The organism is Algoriphagus aquaeductus, from assembly GCF_003253485.1.
GTDB lineage: Bacteria > Bacteroidota > Bacteroidia > Cytophagales > Cyclobacteriaceae > Algoriphagus > Algoriphagus aquaeductus.
This window is the reverse complement of sequence record NZ_QKTX01000017.1, coordinates 77,304-95,784: the sequence shown is the minus strand read 5'-3', so window position 1 is coordinate 95,784 and position 18,481 is coordinate 77,304. Positions and strand designations below refer to the sequence as shown.

Below are 18,481 nucleotides of genomic sequence, written 5' to 3'. Positions count from 1 at the left end.
AATCAACAACAGGCCTATTAGAAAATTCAACTACCTAACTCCTAAAGAGAAATTATTATCTTACAAACCCGTTGCACTTATTACTTGAACACGGCAGAGCCTTAACCTTACTATTCTCTTTTTTTGTATTATTTCTGTTTGGGGTGCAATGCACCTTCTTGGAAAAGCGCTTTAGAGAAGTTTTTAAAGATCCCTATGTCTTGGATCTGGAGGGAATTCAATCCCGAGGCATCTTGCGAGCTGCTGTTGATAACAATTCCACCAGTTATTATATCTACCGAGGCCGACGGATGGGCTATGAGTTTGAGCTTCTCAGGGATTTGGGCAAAAGATTAGGCGTTCAGATCGAGTTTGTGGTGGTTTCCGATATTCAAAAGGCATTTGAACTGCTGGAAGAAGGTAGAGTCGATCTGATTGCAATGAATTTGGAGCAAAATGAAGAGCGGAGTGAGCGGGTTGCCTTTACGCATACCCTTGGTGCTATGAGTACCGTGTTGGTAGGAATGAAGCCTCAAGAAAGCTCGATCCAATGGGAACTCCTGGGATCGGATACTGTTTTTGTCCGTACCGGGACTGTTTACAAAAGCCAACTTCATGAAATTCGAGATTCGTTGAACCTTGAATTTGTGGTGCAAGAATCGCCTGACCATGAGGAAATCTTAATTGATAAAGTCACCGATGGAGAGATCAGGTGGACGGTAGCCGATAAGAATATTGCTCAGGCCAATATGACCTATTACGAAGGGCTGGATATTTCCCTCAAAGTGGCAAATGAAGGTTATGTGGCTTGGGCGGTCAGAAAAACCTCTCCCAAATTGTTGGAGGAAATCAACGTTTGGGTGAAGGATAAAAAGAAGCGGTTTATTCCGGATCTTTACACCAAGTATTTTTTAAGCCCTAAAAACAGCTATTATCGGACCAACAGCCCTTTTTCCTCGCTGGGAGGAAATCAGATTTCTGTTTATGATGATCTCATTAAAGAGAGCTCCAAAGAGTTGGGTTGGGATTGGAGATTATTGGCGGCCTTGGTTTACAAAGAGTCAGGTTTTGATACCACTGCATTATCCTACGCCGGTGCTGAGGGACTCCTTCAGCTGATGCCGGTCACCTTGGAGCGATTTGGCGTCACCAATCCCAATGATCCCATCCAATCGCTCAGAGGAGGCGTGAAATATTTGCAGTATCTGGATAAGTTCTGGAGAGAGCGTGTACCAGAGACGAATGAACGGGTCAAGTTTGTCCTGGCATCTTACAATATTGGACAGGGTCACGTGGAGGATGCCTGGAGGCTGACGCTGAAATATGGCAAAAATACCCAGACCTGGAAGGACGTGTCTTATTTTCTCAATCTAAAAAGTGACCCGGAATATTACAGAGATCCGGTGGTCAAAAGCGGATTTGCCAAAGGGCACATCGCGGTCAACTATGTCCGCGATGTGTTGGGACTATTCCATTCCTATAAGACGCTGGTCAGTCCCTAATCAATACAACTCGTACAAAGCTTCGATTTCTACAGGAATATTATCCGGAAGGGAGCCCATTCCTACTGCGGATCTCACGCCTATTCCGTTTTCTTCGCCCCAGACCGAGGCAAAAAGCTCGCTGCATCCATTGATGACATAAGGATGCCTTTCAAAAGAAGGAACACAATTGACCATTCCCAGGACTTTGATCACACGCTTCACCTTGTTAAGGGAGCCGAGATTTGCTTTGATAGTGGCCAGCATGGCCAGACCTACCTGCCGAGCAGCCAGTTTTCCCTGTTCGATATCCAAATCTTCCCCTATCCTTCCGATGATGAGTGTGCCATCCGGCTTGACCGTGCCATGTCCGGACAGGTACAGGTATTTCCCGTCGATCAGGCAAGGTTTATAGACACCAAGTGGCTTTGGGGCTGGTGGAAGGATCAGTCCTAATTTTTCAAAATTCAATTCAGGAGTTTGCATGAGGATAATTTTATAAACTTTAAATAAATAGATCTAATATCAAAACACCACCCAGACCTGCCACGGCCACGATGGTTTCCATCAAAGACCAGGATTTAATGGTGTCTTTGATACTGACATTGAAGAATTCTTTGAACATCCAGAATCCTCCGTCATTGAAATGGGAAAACATCAGGCTGCCGGCTCCAATGGAGAGCACGAGCAGGTTGGGATCTACATTCATCGTCGTGACCAATGGGGCAATAATCCCGGCTGTAGTCAGTCCTGCCACAGTGGCTGAGCCTACACACACACGAATCACCGAGGTGATCAACCAAGCCAGAAGCAGCGGATGCATTTCCCAGGTTTTAAGTCCTTCAGCAATGGTCTGACTCACTCCCGTATCGGTGAAAATCTGTTTTAATGCACCTGCCCCGGCCACAATCAGCAGAATCATGGAAATGTCTTTGGTGGCCACTGTATACACTTCCATGAGCTGGGTCATGGTTTGATTTCGCTTCAGTCCCAGTGAGAAAGTGGCGTAAAATAGGGATACCAACATCACGATTCCGGGGTCAGCAATGAAACTGACCAAAGGGCTAAATGAATGTTCTTTGGGTATACTAAAACTCAGGATGGTTGTCCCTATCAGCAACAAAACCGGAAGGAGCGCGGTAAATAGGCTGTTTCCAATACTGGGAAGCTCCGACTCGGGTTTGGGTTCTGCTTGGAATGTTTTGAGGGGCTGGGAGTGAATTTTTTTAAGAAAAGGAGCAAATAAAGGTCCTGCTATGATGATGGTTGGGATGGCAATCACAAACCCATAAAATAGGGTCAATCCCATGTGTGCCCCGAATTGGGCAACTAGGGCAGCCGGTGAAGGATGGGGTGGCAAAAAACCATGGGTCACAGATAAAGCCGCCAAAAGGGGCATGCCTACATACAAGGCCGGCAATCTGTATTGGTAAGATACGGTAAAGGCCAAGGGGACCAAAAGGACAAAACCCACATTGTAAAAAAGGGGAATGCCCACAATCAATCCTGTAAAGGCCATGGCCCAGGTGATGTATTTTTCTCCAAAAAAGCGCATCAGAAAACTGGCAATTCGCTGGGCGGCACCACTTTCTGCGACCAGTTTCCCTAACATCGCTCCCGTTACAATCACAATGACGAGATCTCCAAGAAGAGCGCCCATGCCTTTCTGTATGGATTTGGCTACTTGATCGGCAGGAAGCCCCAACATCAAGCCTGCCGCAATGGCGGAAATCATAAAAGAAAGGAAGGGGTTGAGCTTGGCCCACACAATCAGCACGACCAAAAGGGCAATGCTGATCAGTACAAGGAGGATGGTCATAGGTCGGGTTTGGAGTAGGTGAGAAAGTTAGGAAAAATGACCAAAAAGCCCGTTTCTACTCATCAAATTATGGTTTATAGCTTGATCAGCCTTGCATTATAGTTTTGATCTCCAGAGACCAAAAGAACAAAATAAACTCCGGGAGATAGGGATTCCGCAATGGATTCAGGGATTTCTTCCAGAATCTCGGAATTCAGGAGAGTTTTACCCTGCATGTTTTGAAGAAGGAGTCTAGTCCCTTTTTTGTGAACCTGGGCCGGAATGAAAAGTCGGATCGAGCCAAAATGATGGGGGTTTGGATAAATGACCAATTCCTCCGACGCATCTTCAGGTTGGGAAAATGATCGGGCAGCAGCACTCCATGAGGCGGTTCCATCCATGGAAATTTGGCGGACCCGGTAGAGATAATCATGAAATCGGCTGGCGGTATGGTCTTCAAAGGAATAGGCGATCTCTGAATCATGATCCCCTTTCGAATTGAGAATCCCCACTTTTTCCCATTTCAGAGGTTCAATGGGGCTTCGGTATATTTCAAATAGCAGGTTGTTTTTTTCCTGATTGAGCTTCCAGGAGATCAAATTCCCGGATTGGGATCTTGTGACCTGAATTTCCAACCAAGTGACAGGTAGAATGCTCAATTCTCTAAAACTCCCTATCGTGAAATTGAAATTCTCCAATTCATTCCAGGTCAGCGATCTCCTAGCCCAAAGTAAGGTAGGGTCCAGTCCGGGCAGATGGGTTCCGGGGGCTGGCTGTCCCGTGCCCACGATTCGTAGGTCGTCTACTTGATCCACAATCAGATTGGCTGCAGAAAGGCGGAGTTCTATGGGTTGATTTCCAGGATTCAAACCGGAAAACTGAAAATGGCTGTACAGTTGGTACAAAATGGGCGTATCATCTGTGTCATTGAATCTCGGGTCATGGTTAGCACCAGTATATTCCAGGTATCTGATGGTCAGATTTCCTCCCGGCCCGTTACCTGATAGTTGCACTTTCCGAATTCCACCATTGGTTACATCCTCAAAGGGAAAAGAGGCATTGGTGGAATTTAGAACCGAAGGGATGCCTAGGTAGGAAACCGCCCCTGCATTTCTCCAGCTACCTCCTCCATAATTTATCCCGCCAGCGAATGAGGTATTGATCAGCAAGTCATGATTTTGGAGGTCTATCCTTCCTTGGGTTAGGGTGAGGGTTCTCTCCACAGTAAGATTTCCGCTTGGATAGAAGATTCCATTGGTTTTGTTAAGTGTTAGATCACGCACTGTCAGCGCAAACCCGGTGATCGTCTGATTATCTCCTCCGAGAAGAGTCAGATGAGTGGTTGAGGTAAGGAAGTCGCCTGTGCCTGATTTGGTAAGATCGCCCAGTAAAAAAAGTTGATTGGGCAGGCTGAGGTTTTGGGAACTTTGAAGCTCGACATGTCTTACCGACAGTGGGGCGGCAGCGTCTGCAAAGGAGCTGGAAAGGAAGGTTTTTGGCCCGGAGTTTCCCCTGAAAATGACTTTGCCATTCAGTTGAAAATTAGCAGCCTCAATTCTTGGGGAGTTCCCTTCCAAAATTAATGTACCTCCATTTTGGAGTTCAAAAGACTGTGCACTCGTGGTTCCGCTTGTCGATCGGTTGACAATATTGGCATTGCACTCGGAGATAAAAGTGGCGCCATCATCAATCGAAAAATCCCCAAAGGGTCCAGTTCCAAAAACCGTGGTTTCGGTGTTGAAGGAGATGGTAAAGCATGCATTGGGGATGACTGAAGTATCTACCTTTTGGATCAAAGTCCCGGATTTTACCTGAAAGGATAGGGCTTTGAAAGGAGCTTCAATGGTGAGTTCTTTGTCGGGACCGGGATCAAAAATCACCGAATACCTGCTCTGAGTGGTCTGGGCACTCCAGCTTGATTTATCCAGGATTTTTCGGCTATCGCCTCGAAAAGTTATCCTGCTGTTGATGGAATTTCCGATCCAGTTTTGGCTATTCCAGGCATTGGCAGGGACTCCGGGGGCGGGACCGGAAAAAGCCGACAGAGTTCCGTATACATCCAAATTAAATCCATTAAGATTTAATTTTTGACCTGCTCCGGTTTCCGCATTGATGTAGACACTTTTCACCTGTTCATTTCCGATTAGCCTCAGGGTGTGGGTTTGATCGACATAGATGTCGTTTCCGCTTCCCGGCTTGGAAGTAGCAGGTACCCAAAATGATCCGTTCCAAACTACCCAAATACTCAGGTTGGGAAAATCTCCTGAAGCGATGGTTTTATAAGCTCCGAATTCTTGGGCATGAGTGTGGACAGGACCCATGAAGGTTCCTGCAACTGCCAAGAATATCGTGTATATTCGGCAGTAAAAAAGTACAGTGCGGTACAGCAAGAAGCAAAAAGAAGCCATAAAACAGACATTTTAAAAAGTAGTTTAATTTAAGAAAATAATGAGAAAATATAAAATAGTTTTCGCGCTGTTTTTTCTGATTTTCACAGGATTAGCTTCTGCCCAAAACCAATTTTACGAGATCAGTCTACTTACCTGTGATCCGGGGGATCAGCTCTATTCTTCCTTTGGGCATAGTGCCATCCGGGTTCGGGAGATCGGTTCGGATGGGCGGGACATGGTATTCAACTTTGGCACCTTTGATTTTGACACCCCCAATTTCTATGGGAAGTTTGCCACCGGCAAGCTCAACTACATGCTCAGTGTAACAACCTATGACCGCTTTATCATCGAGTACGATTATTTCAAAAGAGGGGTCAGGGAACAGGTTTTGGACATGAGTCTGGAGCAAAAAGATTTTCTGGTTCAGCATTTGAATGCGCTGTATGACCCTGCCCGAAGATTTTACAAATACGATTTCTTTTTCAATAATTGCGCGACCAAGGTTCGGGATGCTTTTGAAATAGCCATGGGAAAGCAATTGGTCTGGAATGATTCGTTGGATACCGAAGAAAAGACCTTTCGCAACCTCATCGACGAATATGTGTATCCACTTCCTTGGGCGGATTTGGGAATCGACCTTGCCTTGGGTTCAGTAATAGATCGGAATGCCACCGAACGGGAAAAACAATTTCTTCCGGATTATATGGAGCGTGCCTTTGCCTCTGCTGAGATTGTAGGAGATGGGCCTTCCCGCCCTTTGGTAAAGGAGTCAAGGGTGATTCTTGAATTTCCAAAACCTGAATCCAAGCTGGATTTACTGAATCCCTACCTTTTGTTTTGGGTATTGGCTATTTTTTATGCAGTGGCCACTTGGATTGGCTTCCGAAAGGGCAGACTGCTGAAAGCTTTGGATATAGGACTTTTTGGCGTGTTGGGAATTGTAGGATTGGTCATCAGTTTTCTTTGGTTTTTGACCGACCATTCGGCAACCCTTTGGAACTGGAATATACTTTGGGCTTTTCCGGGACATTTGATTTTGGCCTGGAGTCTGATGAAAAGAGTTGGAGAAACCTGGACTTCCAAATATTTACTGTTTGTTCTGATATCCACATCGGCAGCCTTAATAATTTGGATTACAGGCCTTCAGTCTTTTCATCCGTCTTTGGTGCCTTTGTTTTTGGTCATTTTACTGCGGGCCAATTTTCTGTTTTACAATCTGGAAAGATTTGAAAAGAAGGCCTAATGATTTTCTAAGTCTCAAACCTTTTTACCCTCAATTGGTGTTGGAATAAGTCATGGAATTCAAACTCACCTCAGATTACCAACCCACAGGTGATCAGCCTCAAGCGATCAAGCAACTGACTGAAGGAGTCAAAGCAGGAGAACCTGCGCAGGTTTTGCTTGGAGTGACTGGGTCAGGAAAGACCTTCACCGTTGCCAATCTCATTCAGGAGACCCAGCGTCCTACCTTGGTATTGAGCCATAATAAGACCTTGGCGGCACAGCTTTATGGAGAGTTTAAACAGTTTTTTCCGGAAAATGCCGTCGAGTATTTTATTTCCTACTACGACTATTATCAGCCGGAAGCATTTATTCCCAGTTCGGGGACTTACATCGAAAAGGACCTGAGCATCAACGAGGAAATCGAGAAACTCCGGCTGAGTGCCACTTCTTCCTTGCTATCCGGACGAAGAGACGTGATTGTAGTGGCATCTGTTTCCTGTATTTATGGCATTGGCAATCCGGAGGAATTTGGCAAAAATGTGATCCGATTGCAGGAAGGAGATCGAATCCCGCGCAATCAGTTGCTTTTTAAATTGGTGGATATCCTTTACAGCCGTACCCAGCAAGATTTGAGTCATGGCACTTTCCGGGTCAAGGGTGATACCGTGGATATTTTTGTGGCTTACGCGGACTTCGCCTACCGGATATTCTTTTGGGGAGATGAGATCGAAGCGATCCAGCGCGTAGAGCCCCATACCGGGAAAAAGCTTTCCGATGAAAAGATTATTTCCATTTTTCCCGCCAATCTTTTTGTTACTGGCAGGGATACCATCGAAACTGCCATCCATGAAATCCAGGATGACTTGGTCGCACAGCTTAATTTCTTTGAAAAAGAAGGGAAATACCTAGAGGCCAAACGCCTGCAAGAGCGGACTGAATTTGACTTGGAGATGATCCGGGAATTGGGCTATTGTTCGGGTGTGGAAAACTATTCCCGCTACTTTGACCGGAGAAAACCAGGAACCCGTCCTTTCTGCCTTCTGGATTATTTTCCGGATGATTACCTGCTGGTGATCGATGAGAGTCACGTGACCGTGCCCCAAATCCGTGCGATGTGGGGAGGAGACCGCTCCCGTAAAGTGAATTTGGTGGATTACGGATTTCGATTGCCTTCAGCTTTGGATAACAGGCCTTTAAAGTTTGACGAATTTGAGCAGCTTGCCAATCAGGTCATCTATGTCTCGGCTACTCCGGCTGATTATGAACTGGCACTGACAGAAGGGGTAGTGGTAGAACAGATTATCCGACCGACCGGGCTTTTGGATCCTACCATTGAAGTGCGGCCCAGTCAAAACCAGATCGATGACCTTCTCGAAGAAATCGATCAAACCATCAAAACCGATGCACGGGTTTTGGTCACTACCCTGACCAAGCGGATGGCCGAAGAACTTCAGAAATACCTAGAACGGGCAGGGGTCAAGTCCCGATACATACACTCAGAGGTGAAGACGCTTGATCGGGTGGAGATTTTGAGAGAGCTTCGTTTGGGTATTTTTGATGTATTGGTAGGAGTCAACTTGCTCAGAGAAGGGTTGGATTTACCTGAGGTGTCTTTGGTAGCCATTTTGGATGCAGACAAGGAAGGATTCCTGAGAAACGAGCGTTCTCTCGTCCAAACCATCGGTCGGGCAGCCCGAAATTCCGAAGGTCGGGTGATCATGTACGCCGATCAAATCACCGATTCTATGGAGGCGGCGATCGATGAAACCAAGCGAAGAAGGGCGTTGCAAATGGCCTACAATGAGGAACATGGCATTACCCCAAAGACAGTCATCAAGTCTCGGGATAAAATCATGGGGCAAACCAAGGTGGCAGATTCGAAGAAGAATGCGAAAGTCTATGCCGAGCCTATGCCAGGAGAAGTGCAAGTTGCCGCTGATCCGGTGGTTCAGTATCTCAGTAAGGATAAACTGGAAAAACTCATCCTTCAGACCCAAAAACAAATGGAAAAAGCTGCCAAAGAACTGAACTTCATGGAGGCAGCCAGGTTGAGAGATGAGTGGCAGGCGCAGAAGAAGCGGTTGGAGGAACTGGGGCGTGGTCCCGGAAAATAATCTGAAACAAACTTAACTGGCGATGACCCTTCAGGAAGTGAAATCCTTAGCCGCAAAAGGCGAGGGGCTCAAAATCGAATTCAAGAAAAAGGCGGCCTTTCCTGAAAAAATCGTCCGTGAAGTCATTGCCTTGGCTAATACGGCGGGTGGAGACCTGTTGATCGGAGTGGATGATGATGGCACGGTCAGTGGTCAGCGCTTTATCGAAGAAGAGATTTTTGTGATGGAAAAGGCCATCCGGGAATTGATTTTGCCAGCCCTATCCTATGAACTATTCACCATCAAACTTTCCGAAAAAAAGGGAGTGGCCGTTTTTCGAATTCCCTTGAGCCCGGATCGCCCGCATTACCTAAAATCAAAGGACAAGAAGCAATCTTTCATCCGGGTTGAAGATCGGAGCGTGCAAGCAAGTCGGGAGGTTTGGGAAGTATTGAAAAAAAGCCGGGTTCCAAAGGATACTGTTTTTACTTACGGACGAAAGGAGGAAATTTTAATGAAAATATTGGGAGAAAAAGGAAGAATTACCCTAAGGGAATATGCTAAAGCTGCCGGTATTCCTCTTTTTTTAGCTTCCAAAACCTTGGTAAGGTTGGTTGTAGCCAATGTACTCCTCCTTCATCCCCAAGAAACTGAAGATTTCTTTACGATCAAGGAGTAGGAAGTTGGATTCCTGTGCGCTTGGTAAATCCCGCATTGCCCTGTAGTCCACCGGTATGAATCAAAAGTATCCTTGCGCTCTCGGGGAAATGATTTTTTCGGACTAAGTCAAAAAATGCGTATGCCATTTTTCCGGTATAAATGGGGTCTAACGGAATTCGAAATTCGCTCCAAAACCAGTGGATAAAGTCAATCAATTCATCCGTCCATTTTGCATAACCCCCAAAGTGATATTGGGACAAGACCTCCCATTTTCCCTTGGAGGTGATCCCAGACTCGTGTAGTAAATTCCTGATTTCCGCTCTCATAAACTCACCTTTGAGCGAGGAAAATCCGAGAAGATTTTGGTGGGTCAGGAGGCTTTTTGCCAATCCTGCAAATGTGCCTCCTGTTCCTATCGAAGTACAGATATGGGTGTAATCTTGGTGCTTTTTCTGCAAAATGTCAGCAGTACCCTTGATGGCCAGTGCATTGGTACCACCTTCGGGGATTAGGTAAACATCTCCAAATTGGGAGAGAAGTTGATCGATATACGCTTTGGAATTTTTCTTTCGATAATCTTCTCTCGAGACAAAATGCAGGCGCATTTCTTGCTCACGGGCATGAATCAAGGTGGGATTATTCGAATCCATCCCATCACCTCGTATGATCCCGATAGACGCTAGACCTGCCTCTCTTGCTGCGGAGGCTGTGGCATAGATGTGATTGGAATATGCGCCTCCAAAGGTCAAAACAGCGGGTTTTCCCTGTTTTTTTGCCTCTTCCAGATTGTATTTAAGCTTAAAGAATTTGTTTCCGGAAATCTCACAATGGATTTGATCCAACCTAAGGATAGCGACTTCCAGTTTTTTTTCTTCGAAAAGCGAGTGGAAAAGAGGCGTGGTATCTGTTGGATGGATGGGAAGCATTTAGAGACTTTTGCCAAAGTTAAGCGACATCCTCCTATTTTTGTGGAATGAGCCAACAGCCAGAAGAGGAGTTTGAAGAGGACGAGTTAGAATTATTCGAACGCCATCGCATTTTAGTTGATAAAGGACAATCTCTCGTTCGGATTGATAAATTCCTGACCGAAAAAATAGCCCACGTCACCCGAAATAAAGTCCAACAGGCCATAGAAAATGAAACGGTTTTGGTCAACGGCAAGCCTGTCAAGGCGAACTATAAGATCAAACCTCTGGATGATATTCAGGTATTCATGGACAAGCCTCGCAGGGATACCGAGGTGATCCCGGAGGATATTCCGCTGGATATTGTTTACGAAGACAAGTATCTGCTTTTGGTCAATAAGCCTCCGGGGATGGTCGTGCATCCAGCCCATGGCAATTGGAATGGTACGCTGGCCAATGCTTTGGTACACCATTTTCAGCATTTGCCTGAGATGAAAGGCAATGAAGGACGACCTGGTTTGGTGCATCGAATAGACAAAGACACCTCCGGACTCCTGGTGATCGCTAAGTCAGAGGAGGCAATGACTCCACTCGCAGCTCAATTTTTTCATCATACGATTGACAGAACCTACGTGGCTTTAGTTTGGGGTGAACCCGCGGAAGATTCGGGCACGATTACAGGTCATGTGGGAAGGAGCGCCAAAGACCGCAAAGTAATGGACGTGTTTCCGGATGGAAGTCAGGGTAAGCACGCGGTGACCCATTGGAAAGTAATCAAGCGATTGAGGTATGTCTCACTCATCCAATGTAATTTGGAAACCGGTCGAACTCACCAAATAAGAGCGCATATGAAGTTTTTGGGGCACCCCTTATTCAATGATGCGATGTATGGCGGAGATAAAATCCGAAAAGGAACACAGTTTGCCAAGTATAAAACGTTTGTGCAGAATTGTTTTGAATTAATGCCCAGGCAGGCCCTTCACGCCATGAGTCTGGGGTTTGTACATCCGGTGACCAAGGAAAAGCTGTATTTTGAAGCACCTCTTCCAGAGGATTTTTCATCGGTTTTGAAAAAATGGGAATCCTATGTTCAGTCAGATTGATTAAAAATAATTTAATATATCGGCTGAAATGATGTAAAAACTACAATAAAACAGTCTTTTTATGATCAAAATAGCAATATGTATTTTGATTATTGCGAATTTGTTAATCTGAGATTTAAAACCACTTGATTTTTTTTCAAATCGTCATAATTCAATCGATTTCCTTAAAAATACTGTAAATTTTTTCTGTAATCTTTGAATAATTTGTAAAAAAGGCTGTGATCCTACTATATTTGAATCAGCATTTAAGCTAAAAGTTCACACACATACTGTAGGATGTTGAAATTGGCAGACAAGCCCTCCTGTCTCGGGGGTGGAGGTCATGGGATAAAGCAATTAGCGAGCTCGTAATTTTGCCTAACTACTCCGTGGAGGTTCGAATCCTTCTCCTACAGCAGGTTATTTTGGGTTTATTGTTAATTGACTAAAACCATGGAATTTTATTCTGTGGTTTTTTTATTGCCTTTTTTTTCAATAAACAAATAAAATTTTTCAAACTGACCTGTACCCGAAATGAATAGGAGGTATTTTTCAGTATAGTTTCCTGGTTAACAATTTTATAATCTTACCGATGATTTTAGCCAACAAATTCAGAAATATGTAATAAAAATGAGTATTTAATGACAATAGTGTAAAAAAATAAAATAAAAGTTGCAAATATTTTAATAAACCGTCTCGTTTTCTAACTTTGAGGCATCAAGTATCTCAAACCTATTCAATCGATTTCATCAAGCTCGTAAGAGCTTTTTGATTATCAGGGGATTAGGACTTGCGATGGAAGCAAGCCCTTTTCCCAAATTCAAACTTACAAATTGTAGGATGTTGAAATTGGCAGACAAGCCCTCCTGTCTCGGGGGTGAGGACCACAGAACAAAGCGTAATTCAAACCGGACTATTGCCTAACTGCCTCGTGGAGGTTCGAATCCTTCTCCTACAGCACCGGAAAGAGCAGCCAAACTTGGCTGCTTTTCTTTTTTGGGGAAAAATTGTGGTATCTTTTGACTAATTATTCAATTGTCTATGGCTTTGCAGTCGGGTCAAAAACCTCATATCACTGCCCATCCTTTGAGAAAGAAGGTACTTCGCTGGAGTTTAGTTGCAGTTTTGTCCCTTCTGACTTTGGAATTTTTGGTTTATTTCGGGTCCAATGTCTTTTTGGCGGGGATCGCCAGAGAAGAAATCAACAAATCCACCAATGGGGTTTATCAGGTTGAATTCAATCGATTCAACCTCTCTTTACTTCGGAGAGGATTTCTTTTGGATGGGATTGTTTTTAAACCAATTCATCCCGAAAACTCTACCAGCGAACAGGTACTTTTTCAAATGAATGTGGATCAGATCAGGTTCACAGGTTTATGGTTTGATTTCTTTGAGAAGACCTTGACGATTTCCAGGATCTATTTCGACAATCCAAATGTGGAATTGTATATGCCGAAATCAGACGATCAGAGCCCCCCAGGATCCAAATCCCAAGAAGCAGAAGGACAAGAGTCTGCTGTTAAAATTCTGGAAAAGGAAATCAAAAAAAGTTTAGCTAGAGTAAGACTCAATGGGCTCTTTGTAAACCGGATTGAGATCGATCACGCCAATGTGTTTTTCTTTAAGTTCCTAAGCCAAAGTGAGTTAGCGGCGCAAAATACGACGTTGGTCGTCAGAGACTTGGACTGGACCACCGGTGAGGAATGGTCCACCCCTTTTAATGCCAAAGGATTTGAATTTACCTTAGACCATGCCACTTTTCCTTTGCCCGATGGGATTCATACGCTTTCTTCTGAGAAAGTGTGGATTTCATCTTTGGACAGGACCATTGATATCCGGAATTTTTCAATGCTTCCTTCTTTCGAAAAAGAGAGTAAGGCTTACTATTCCCTTCATTTGGATCGATTGCGGGTTGGCAATTCGGATCTGAACAAGGCATTTATGACTTCCGAATTGGAGATAGATGAGCTGATCATGGATCAACCCGAAATCAAGGTGGTCAAGTCCAATTTTGGGAGTGAGGAAAATGTCGCCTCAGGGGACTTGAATGATTTAATCAAAGGAAAGTTAAAGTCTATCTCGATTAAAGAGTTGTCTATCAATAACGCTTCTTTTCTGAAAGAGGAATTGGAAGATTCCCTTCGAAACAGAATTCAATTGGATGCTTTGGATTTTAAAATGGTGGGGTTTTACCTGGGCCAGGAGGTTGAAAAAAAAGAAAATCAATTTTTCTACGGTCAGGATGCCTCCATGGAAATCAGAGGAGGAAAGCTATACCTGGGAGATGGAATTCATGTTTTGATGGGAGAGGAGGTTAAAGTTTCTTCTTTCAAGGATGAGCTGATTGTATCCAATCTTTCCCTTCTTCCCCGATCGGAGGAGCAGATTTCCAGAATCCCCCGAAACCTGATACGCCTTCAACTCCCCGAATTTGTTCTTTTGGATGCGGATTTGAAGAAACTTTACCAAACCGGAAAATTGGAAGCAGGCAATTTTCTGATTGATCAACCAAAGATTGAATTTACCGAGTTGCAAACTGTTCTGAGGGAGGATGAAGAAGTGGCGGTCTTGGAGGTGGTTGCCGGATTTTTGAATGAGGTGTCCATCAAGAAATTTCAAGTAAAGGAAGGAACCGTCTTGTTTAAAGATGAAAAGGGGCAGCGAAGCAACAACATCGGCTTTGAGAGATTCAGTTTGAATCTTGACGAGCTGCATCTCCTGCCAGACTCCAATTTGTCGGTTCAGGATCAACTTCAAGTTCAAGAAATCTACCTCGCACTGAATCAATATCAGCTTAAGTTGAGGGATAATCTTCATCAGATTTTTGCTGACCAACTCATTGTAGATTCCAAAAGAAAAATATTGGAGGTTCAGAATTTATCCATCAAGCCGGAAAACCAAGCTCAGATTCAATCTCAGTTGGATATCTATGGCAAAACCTCCGCAGTGGAATTTTTTGTGCCGCTTTTCAGAGCTGAAAATATCGATGTCAAAACAGCTTTCTTTGATCAGCAGCTTTCCATCGGGAAAATTAGGCTGCCGAACCCTGATTTTTTTATAACAACTTATAGGTCTAAGGGAGACAGAGACTCCAATGAGGGCCCCAGTTCGGCCAAAGATATTCAGGATTTGCTTTTGGGGTATTTTCAATCCATCCGGGTGGATTCAGTCCATGTAGATCAAGCCACCATCCGATATGAAAGCCTGGCCCAAGATAAGAAAGCAAGTTTTGAAGAGAACAATCTGACCTTGAAGCTGAGGAATTTTGCGCTCAACGGATCAGATACACTTACTACGAATAGGACTTTTTTTTCGGATGAGGTGGATTTGACCTTCAATGCCTATTCATTTACCCTGGCCGGAGGGAAATATTTGGCGGAGACGGATTACCTCAATTACAACTCTCTGACCAAAACCATTGCTATGGAAAATCTCCTGTTGGTCCCGGGAACGGGATTTGCAAAGCGGGTTTCTCTTGCGTTGAATATTCCAAAAGTCCAACTGGAGGGAGTGAATATGGAAGAGTTTTTATTTGAGAATCTTCTGAATTTGGAGAAACTGGAAATAGAGGCAGGAGAAATCGAAATAGCCATTGACCGAAAAATAACTACTGCTTCCAAGTCTAAGTTAAGTGATCAAAAGTCGGTTCAAAAAACCATTGACCGGATCAGGATCGATACCGTAAAGGCGAGCAACTCGATTCTTCAGCTAAATTACCTTGGGCAAAATCAAGCCGCTCAGTCCATCAAAACCGGGTTTGATTTTTTGGTTACCCAATTTAAACTGGATACCCTCTCTGTAGATGCTGAAGATATTTCGAGTATTTATGGGACAGCTAGTCTGGATTTGAAAGACTTTACCTTCGCGCTTCCGGATAGTGTTCATACCATTCAGTTTTCAAATGTTGCCTTTGGCGATCAGAGTGACGAAGTCGTTTTTTCAGATTTAAGGATATTCCCCAAAGATTATTTTGGAAAGTCAGGTAGCCCCGTGGTCGAGGCCAAGATTGACCAGATTCAGATTCGGAAAAATACTTTTCAGGAAATTTTGGAAACAAAAAATGCGAAGCTAAACCTTGTCAGACTCGTCAATCCTGTTGTTGACCTTTATTTGGATGCGGAAAAGGGTGCTTTTAAGCAATCCTATTCACCTTTAAATACTGAAAACCAACTTTTAGAATCCATTCTTTTGAAGGATGTGGTTTTGGAAAACGGAAAAGTAACGTTCCACCGGAAAGGTCAGGGGCTAATTCCCAGGTTGAATTTCCCCCAATTGGATATCAGGTTATCTGATTTGGGGATTGATTTGTTGAATTCCCAACAAAAGCTGGATTTGAAAGACCTGGCTGAAAAGCAAGTTGCGTTCAATTTGAAGGGGTATTCCATCATGACACCCGACAGTCTATACTTGCTGGAAATGGGCAGCGTGAGATATGATGAGGGAGATTTTGCGATTGACCAGCTTTCTATCCAACCTGTCATGGGGTATTATGGGTATTTGAGAAGTCGACCCTATCAAATGGATGCAGTAAAGGCTCGGGTCGAAAAAATTAGAATAAAGGGTTTGGATCCCATCCACTATGTTGAGACCGGAAAAATCCAAGCGGAGGAGGTATTGCTGGATGGAGCTGAAGTAGATTTGTTTCGGGATAAGCGCCTTCCGGTAGATTCTACTGCCTATCGACCCATGCCTCAGTTTTTGCTTGAAAATTCCAAAATCAATGCAGACATTCTTTCCTTCAGAGTACGGGACAGTAGGATTCGTTATTTCGAATTTGCTCCCAAGGCGACGATGCCGGGAATGGTCTATTTTGATTCTATACGCATGGATATGGCTCCCTTTTTTCTCAGAAAAAAAGAAGAGGGCTATCCTTTGGACCGAATCAGGTTGGGGATTGAATCAAAATTGATGGGAAAAAGTGAGGCTCAATTGGAAGCTTTGCTGTATTTCAAAGAAGGATATCCCATGGATGTTTCGGTGCAGCTAAGTGATTTTGAGTTTACAGCAGTATCGGATTTTCTTTCGAAATCACTTTTCGTGGAGGCAACTCAGGGCAAGGTGACCCAAGGTGCTTGGAATTTCAGGTTGGATGAGGAGTACGCTATTGGTGAGATGGCCCTGGGATATCGGGACCTTAAGATTCAATTTTTGGACAGCTTGACCTTGGAGCCCGGTCGAGGAAAACTCAGGGCTTATACGCTTGCAGCCAATCTTTTTGCAAGTAAGTCCAATCCGAGAAGTGGTTCCGGGAAGTTGGTGAAAAGAGAAATTTACGTGCCAAGGGACAAGCGAAAATTTGTGATTCATGCGTGGTGGAGATCGACTTTGTCCGGATTGAGAGCCACGGTTGGTCTGGGTAGACCCAAAGTGCCCAAGTCAGTAAGAAAAGAGGAGGACTAGGTTGGGGTTTTTTGAAGGGTTAATCAGCCTTTTTGATCAATAATGGACTGTACTTTGATTTTTTCTTCAGACTGTTCGGCGATCCAGCCTTGATTCATGGCATGTCTTGCCGCTTCCAGCGTATCATCGACAAGGACCAAAGGAATGTTCATCTGATCATAGGTCCGTTGTACAGCAGAGAGATCCCGCTTTGAAACATCCCGGATATATACCGCAAGAATTTTATGTGGGTGTTTTTGAATGGCTTCGAGGTAAATCTCCGGATCCTGCTGCCCACTATCCCCGATCAGGATAAAAGGAAGGTCGGGGTAAACTTCAAAAATATGTTCGATCTGTTTTAGTTTATGATCTCTATGACTGCCGGCTATCCACTGATTTCTGGACAGTCCCAAGTCCCGAAGCATGAGCGGACCTTTGGGGATCTGATGTGCTTCGAGAAATTCCATCAGAAAATCATAAAGATTCCATGGGCTGCTCGATACATAAAAGAGTGGATTGCTGAGAATGCCATCGCTTCCCTTGCGCAGGGAATGATAAAATTCCGCTACTCCCGGGAAAGGGATTCGGGTGTGGGCATTTTGAGAAAAAGTCACCTTAATCATCTCCCATATCCGCATGGCCCCGGTACTCACGATGGTGTCATCGATATCCGAGATCACCCCAAATTCAGCTTTGGGTGAGGGGAAGTAGATTTTTCCGGCGGCAGTAAGAAGTGATGTACTTCGAGACACCGGGTTCTCCATGCTCAACTCAATGGGTTTCCAGCCTTCTTCAAACTCCCTTTTGGGAATAATAGGCAGTCTGATTTCAAAATACCCTTCCTCGTCTGTTTGGACTGTGATTTTTTGATTTTCGAAGGTAGCACTTACATAGACGCCGGGGAAAACGACCGTAAGAAACCGCTTTCTCATTTTTCCCAGATTGCTCCAAAAACTGTCCAAGGCAGTGGAAGGAGCTATTCCTTTGTCTTCGAGTACCCGTCCCGCCAAGTAGATTTCTTTACCGTTTCCATACCCTGCATAGGCTTGAATCATCACGTTAGTGACGAGCCCGGTTTTGAGCAAGGTCAGCAGCTTGACTTTTGAAACCTGCCTTTTGACAAAATAAAGAATGGGGAGTAATCGGCTTTTGGGAAGAGAAGTACTCATTTTATTCATGTGTTTTCGTTTGGTTGCACGTAACCGATTTAACCTGGATTATGCATTAGAATTCGTAGCGAGAGTTCAAAATGCAAGAAAATCAGGCACTTTGGAGATCGAGGCGTAGCATCGCTACGGTGAGATCGAAAAGTGAAGTGAAACTGCTGATTTTGAAGCATTTTGGGCTCGTAGTAGATTTTCTAATGCATATTTCAGGTTTAATATTGGTTTAGGAGTTCAAAATAAGCGGATTCCCCCTTGGCAAGGGGGTTAAGGGGATTAAAAAAAGCATTTTAACTTGAATTGAAAACTACGTGCAAAGTTCCGAAT

At 44.4% G+C, this 18,481-nt stretch carries 11 protein-coding genes; 6 read left to right on the top strand and 5 right to left on the bottom strand.

The window, feature by feature from the left end:
* Positions 1-158 precede the first annotated feature (158 nt).
* A complete protein-coding gene (locus CLV31_RS18655; protein WP_245943444.1) occupies positions 159-1,481 on the top strand; it encodes an MltF family protein in 1,323 nt (440 codons plus the stop codon).
* Here the strand turns inward: CLV31_RS18655 and CLV31_RS18650 are convergent, their stop codons facing one another.
* From CLV31_RS18650 to CLV31_RS18640, 3 genes are all read right to left on the bottom strand, one after another.
* A complete protein-coding gene (locus tag CLV31_RS18650) occupies positions 1,482-1,946 on the bottom strand; it encodes a RidA family protein (protein WP_111394597.1) in 465 nt (154 codons plus the stop codon).
* 19 nt (positions 1,947-1,965) lie between these two features.
* A complete protein-coding gene (locus CLV31_RS18645; protein ID WP_111394596.1) occupies positions 1,966-3,279 on the bottom strand; it encodes a gluconate:H+ symporter in 1,314 nt (437 codons plus the stop codon).
* A 74-nt stretch (positions 3,280-3,353) separates the two neighbouring features.
* A complete protein-coding gene (locus CLV31_RS18640; RefSeq protein WP_111394595.1) occupies positions 3,354-5,666 on the bottom strand; it encodes a T9SS type A sorting domain-containing protein in 2,313 nt (770 codons plus the stop codon).
* Between the two features lie 40 nt (positions 5,667-5,706).
* On the opposite strand from CLV31_RS18640, the gene CLV31_RS18635 reads away from it, so the two are divergent.
* The 3 genes from CLV31_RS18635 to CLV31_RS18625 are packed head-to-tail and all read left to right on the top strand — an operon-like array spanning position 5,707 to position 9,644.
* A complete protein-coding gene (locus CLV31_RS18635) occupies positions 5,707-6,891 on the top strand; it encodes a lipoprotein N-acyltransferase Lnb domain-containing protein (protein WP_111394594.1) in 1,185 nt (394 codons plus the stop codon).
* 52 nt (positions 6,892-6,943) lie between these two features.
* Complete coding sequence (uvrB, locus tag CLV31_RS18630) at positions 6,944-8,986, top strand: excinuclease ABC subunit UvrB (protein WP_111394593.1); 2,043 nt, start codon at positions 6,944-6,946, stop codon at positions 8,984-8,986.
* Between the two features lie 22 nt (positions 8,987-9,008).
* Positions 9,009-9,644, top strand: a complete 636-nt coding sequence (locus CLV31_RS18625; RefSeq protein WP_111394592.1) for an AlbA family DNA-binding domain-containing protein — start codon at positions 9,009-9,011, stop codon at positions 9,642-9,644.
* On the opposite strand, the gene CLV31_RS18620 is transcribed toward CLV31_RS18625, so the two are convergent.
* Positions 9,634-10,551, bottom strand: a complete 918-nt coding sequence (locus CLV31_RS18620; protein ID WP_111394591.1) for a 1-aminocyclopropane-1-carboxylate deaminase/D-cysteine desulfhydrase — start codon at positions 10,549-10,551, stop codon at positions 9,634-9,636. The genes CLV31_RS18625 and CLV31_RS18620 overlap by 11 nt on opposite strands.
* A gap of 47 nt (positions 10,552-10,598) precedes the next feature.
* Here CLV31_RS18620 and CLV31_RS18615 point away from each other — a divergent pair, with 47 nt between their 5' ends.
* Both CLV31_RS18615 and CLV31_RS18610 read left to right on the top strand, forming a co-directional pair.
* On the top strand, positions 10,599-11,633 hold the full coding sequence (locus tag CLV31_RS18615) for an RluA family pseudouridine synthase (protein WP_111394590.1): 1,035 nt from the start codon (positions 10,599-10,601) through the stop codon (positions 11,631-11,633).
* 1,020 nt (positions 11,634-12,653) lie between these two features.
* Positions 12,654-17,012, top strand: coding sequence for an AsmA family protein (locus tag CLV31_RS18610; RefSeq protein ID WP_111394589.1), 4,359 nt, complete (start codon positions 12,654-12,656; stop codon positions 17,010-17,012).
* A 23-nt stretch (positions 17,013-17,035) separates the two neighbouring features.
* On the opposite strand, the gene CLV31_RS18605 is transcribed toward CLV31_RS18610, so the two are convergent.
* Entirely contained in the window at positions 17,036-18,169 is a 1,134-nt protein-coding gene (locus CLV31_RS18605) for an App1 family protein (RefSeq protein WP_245943443.1), read from the bottom strand.
* Positions 18,170-18,481: the final 312 nt, after the last annotated feature.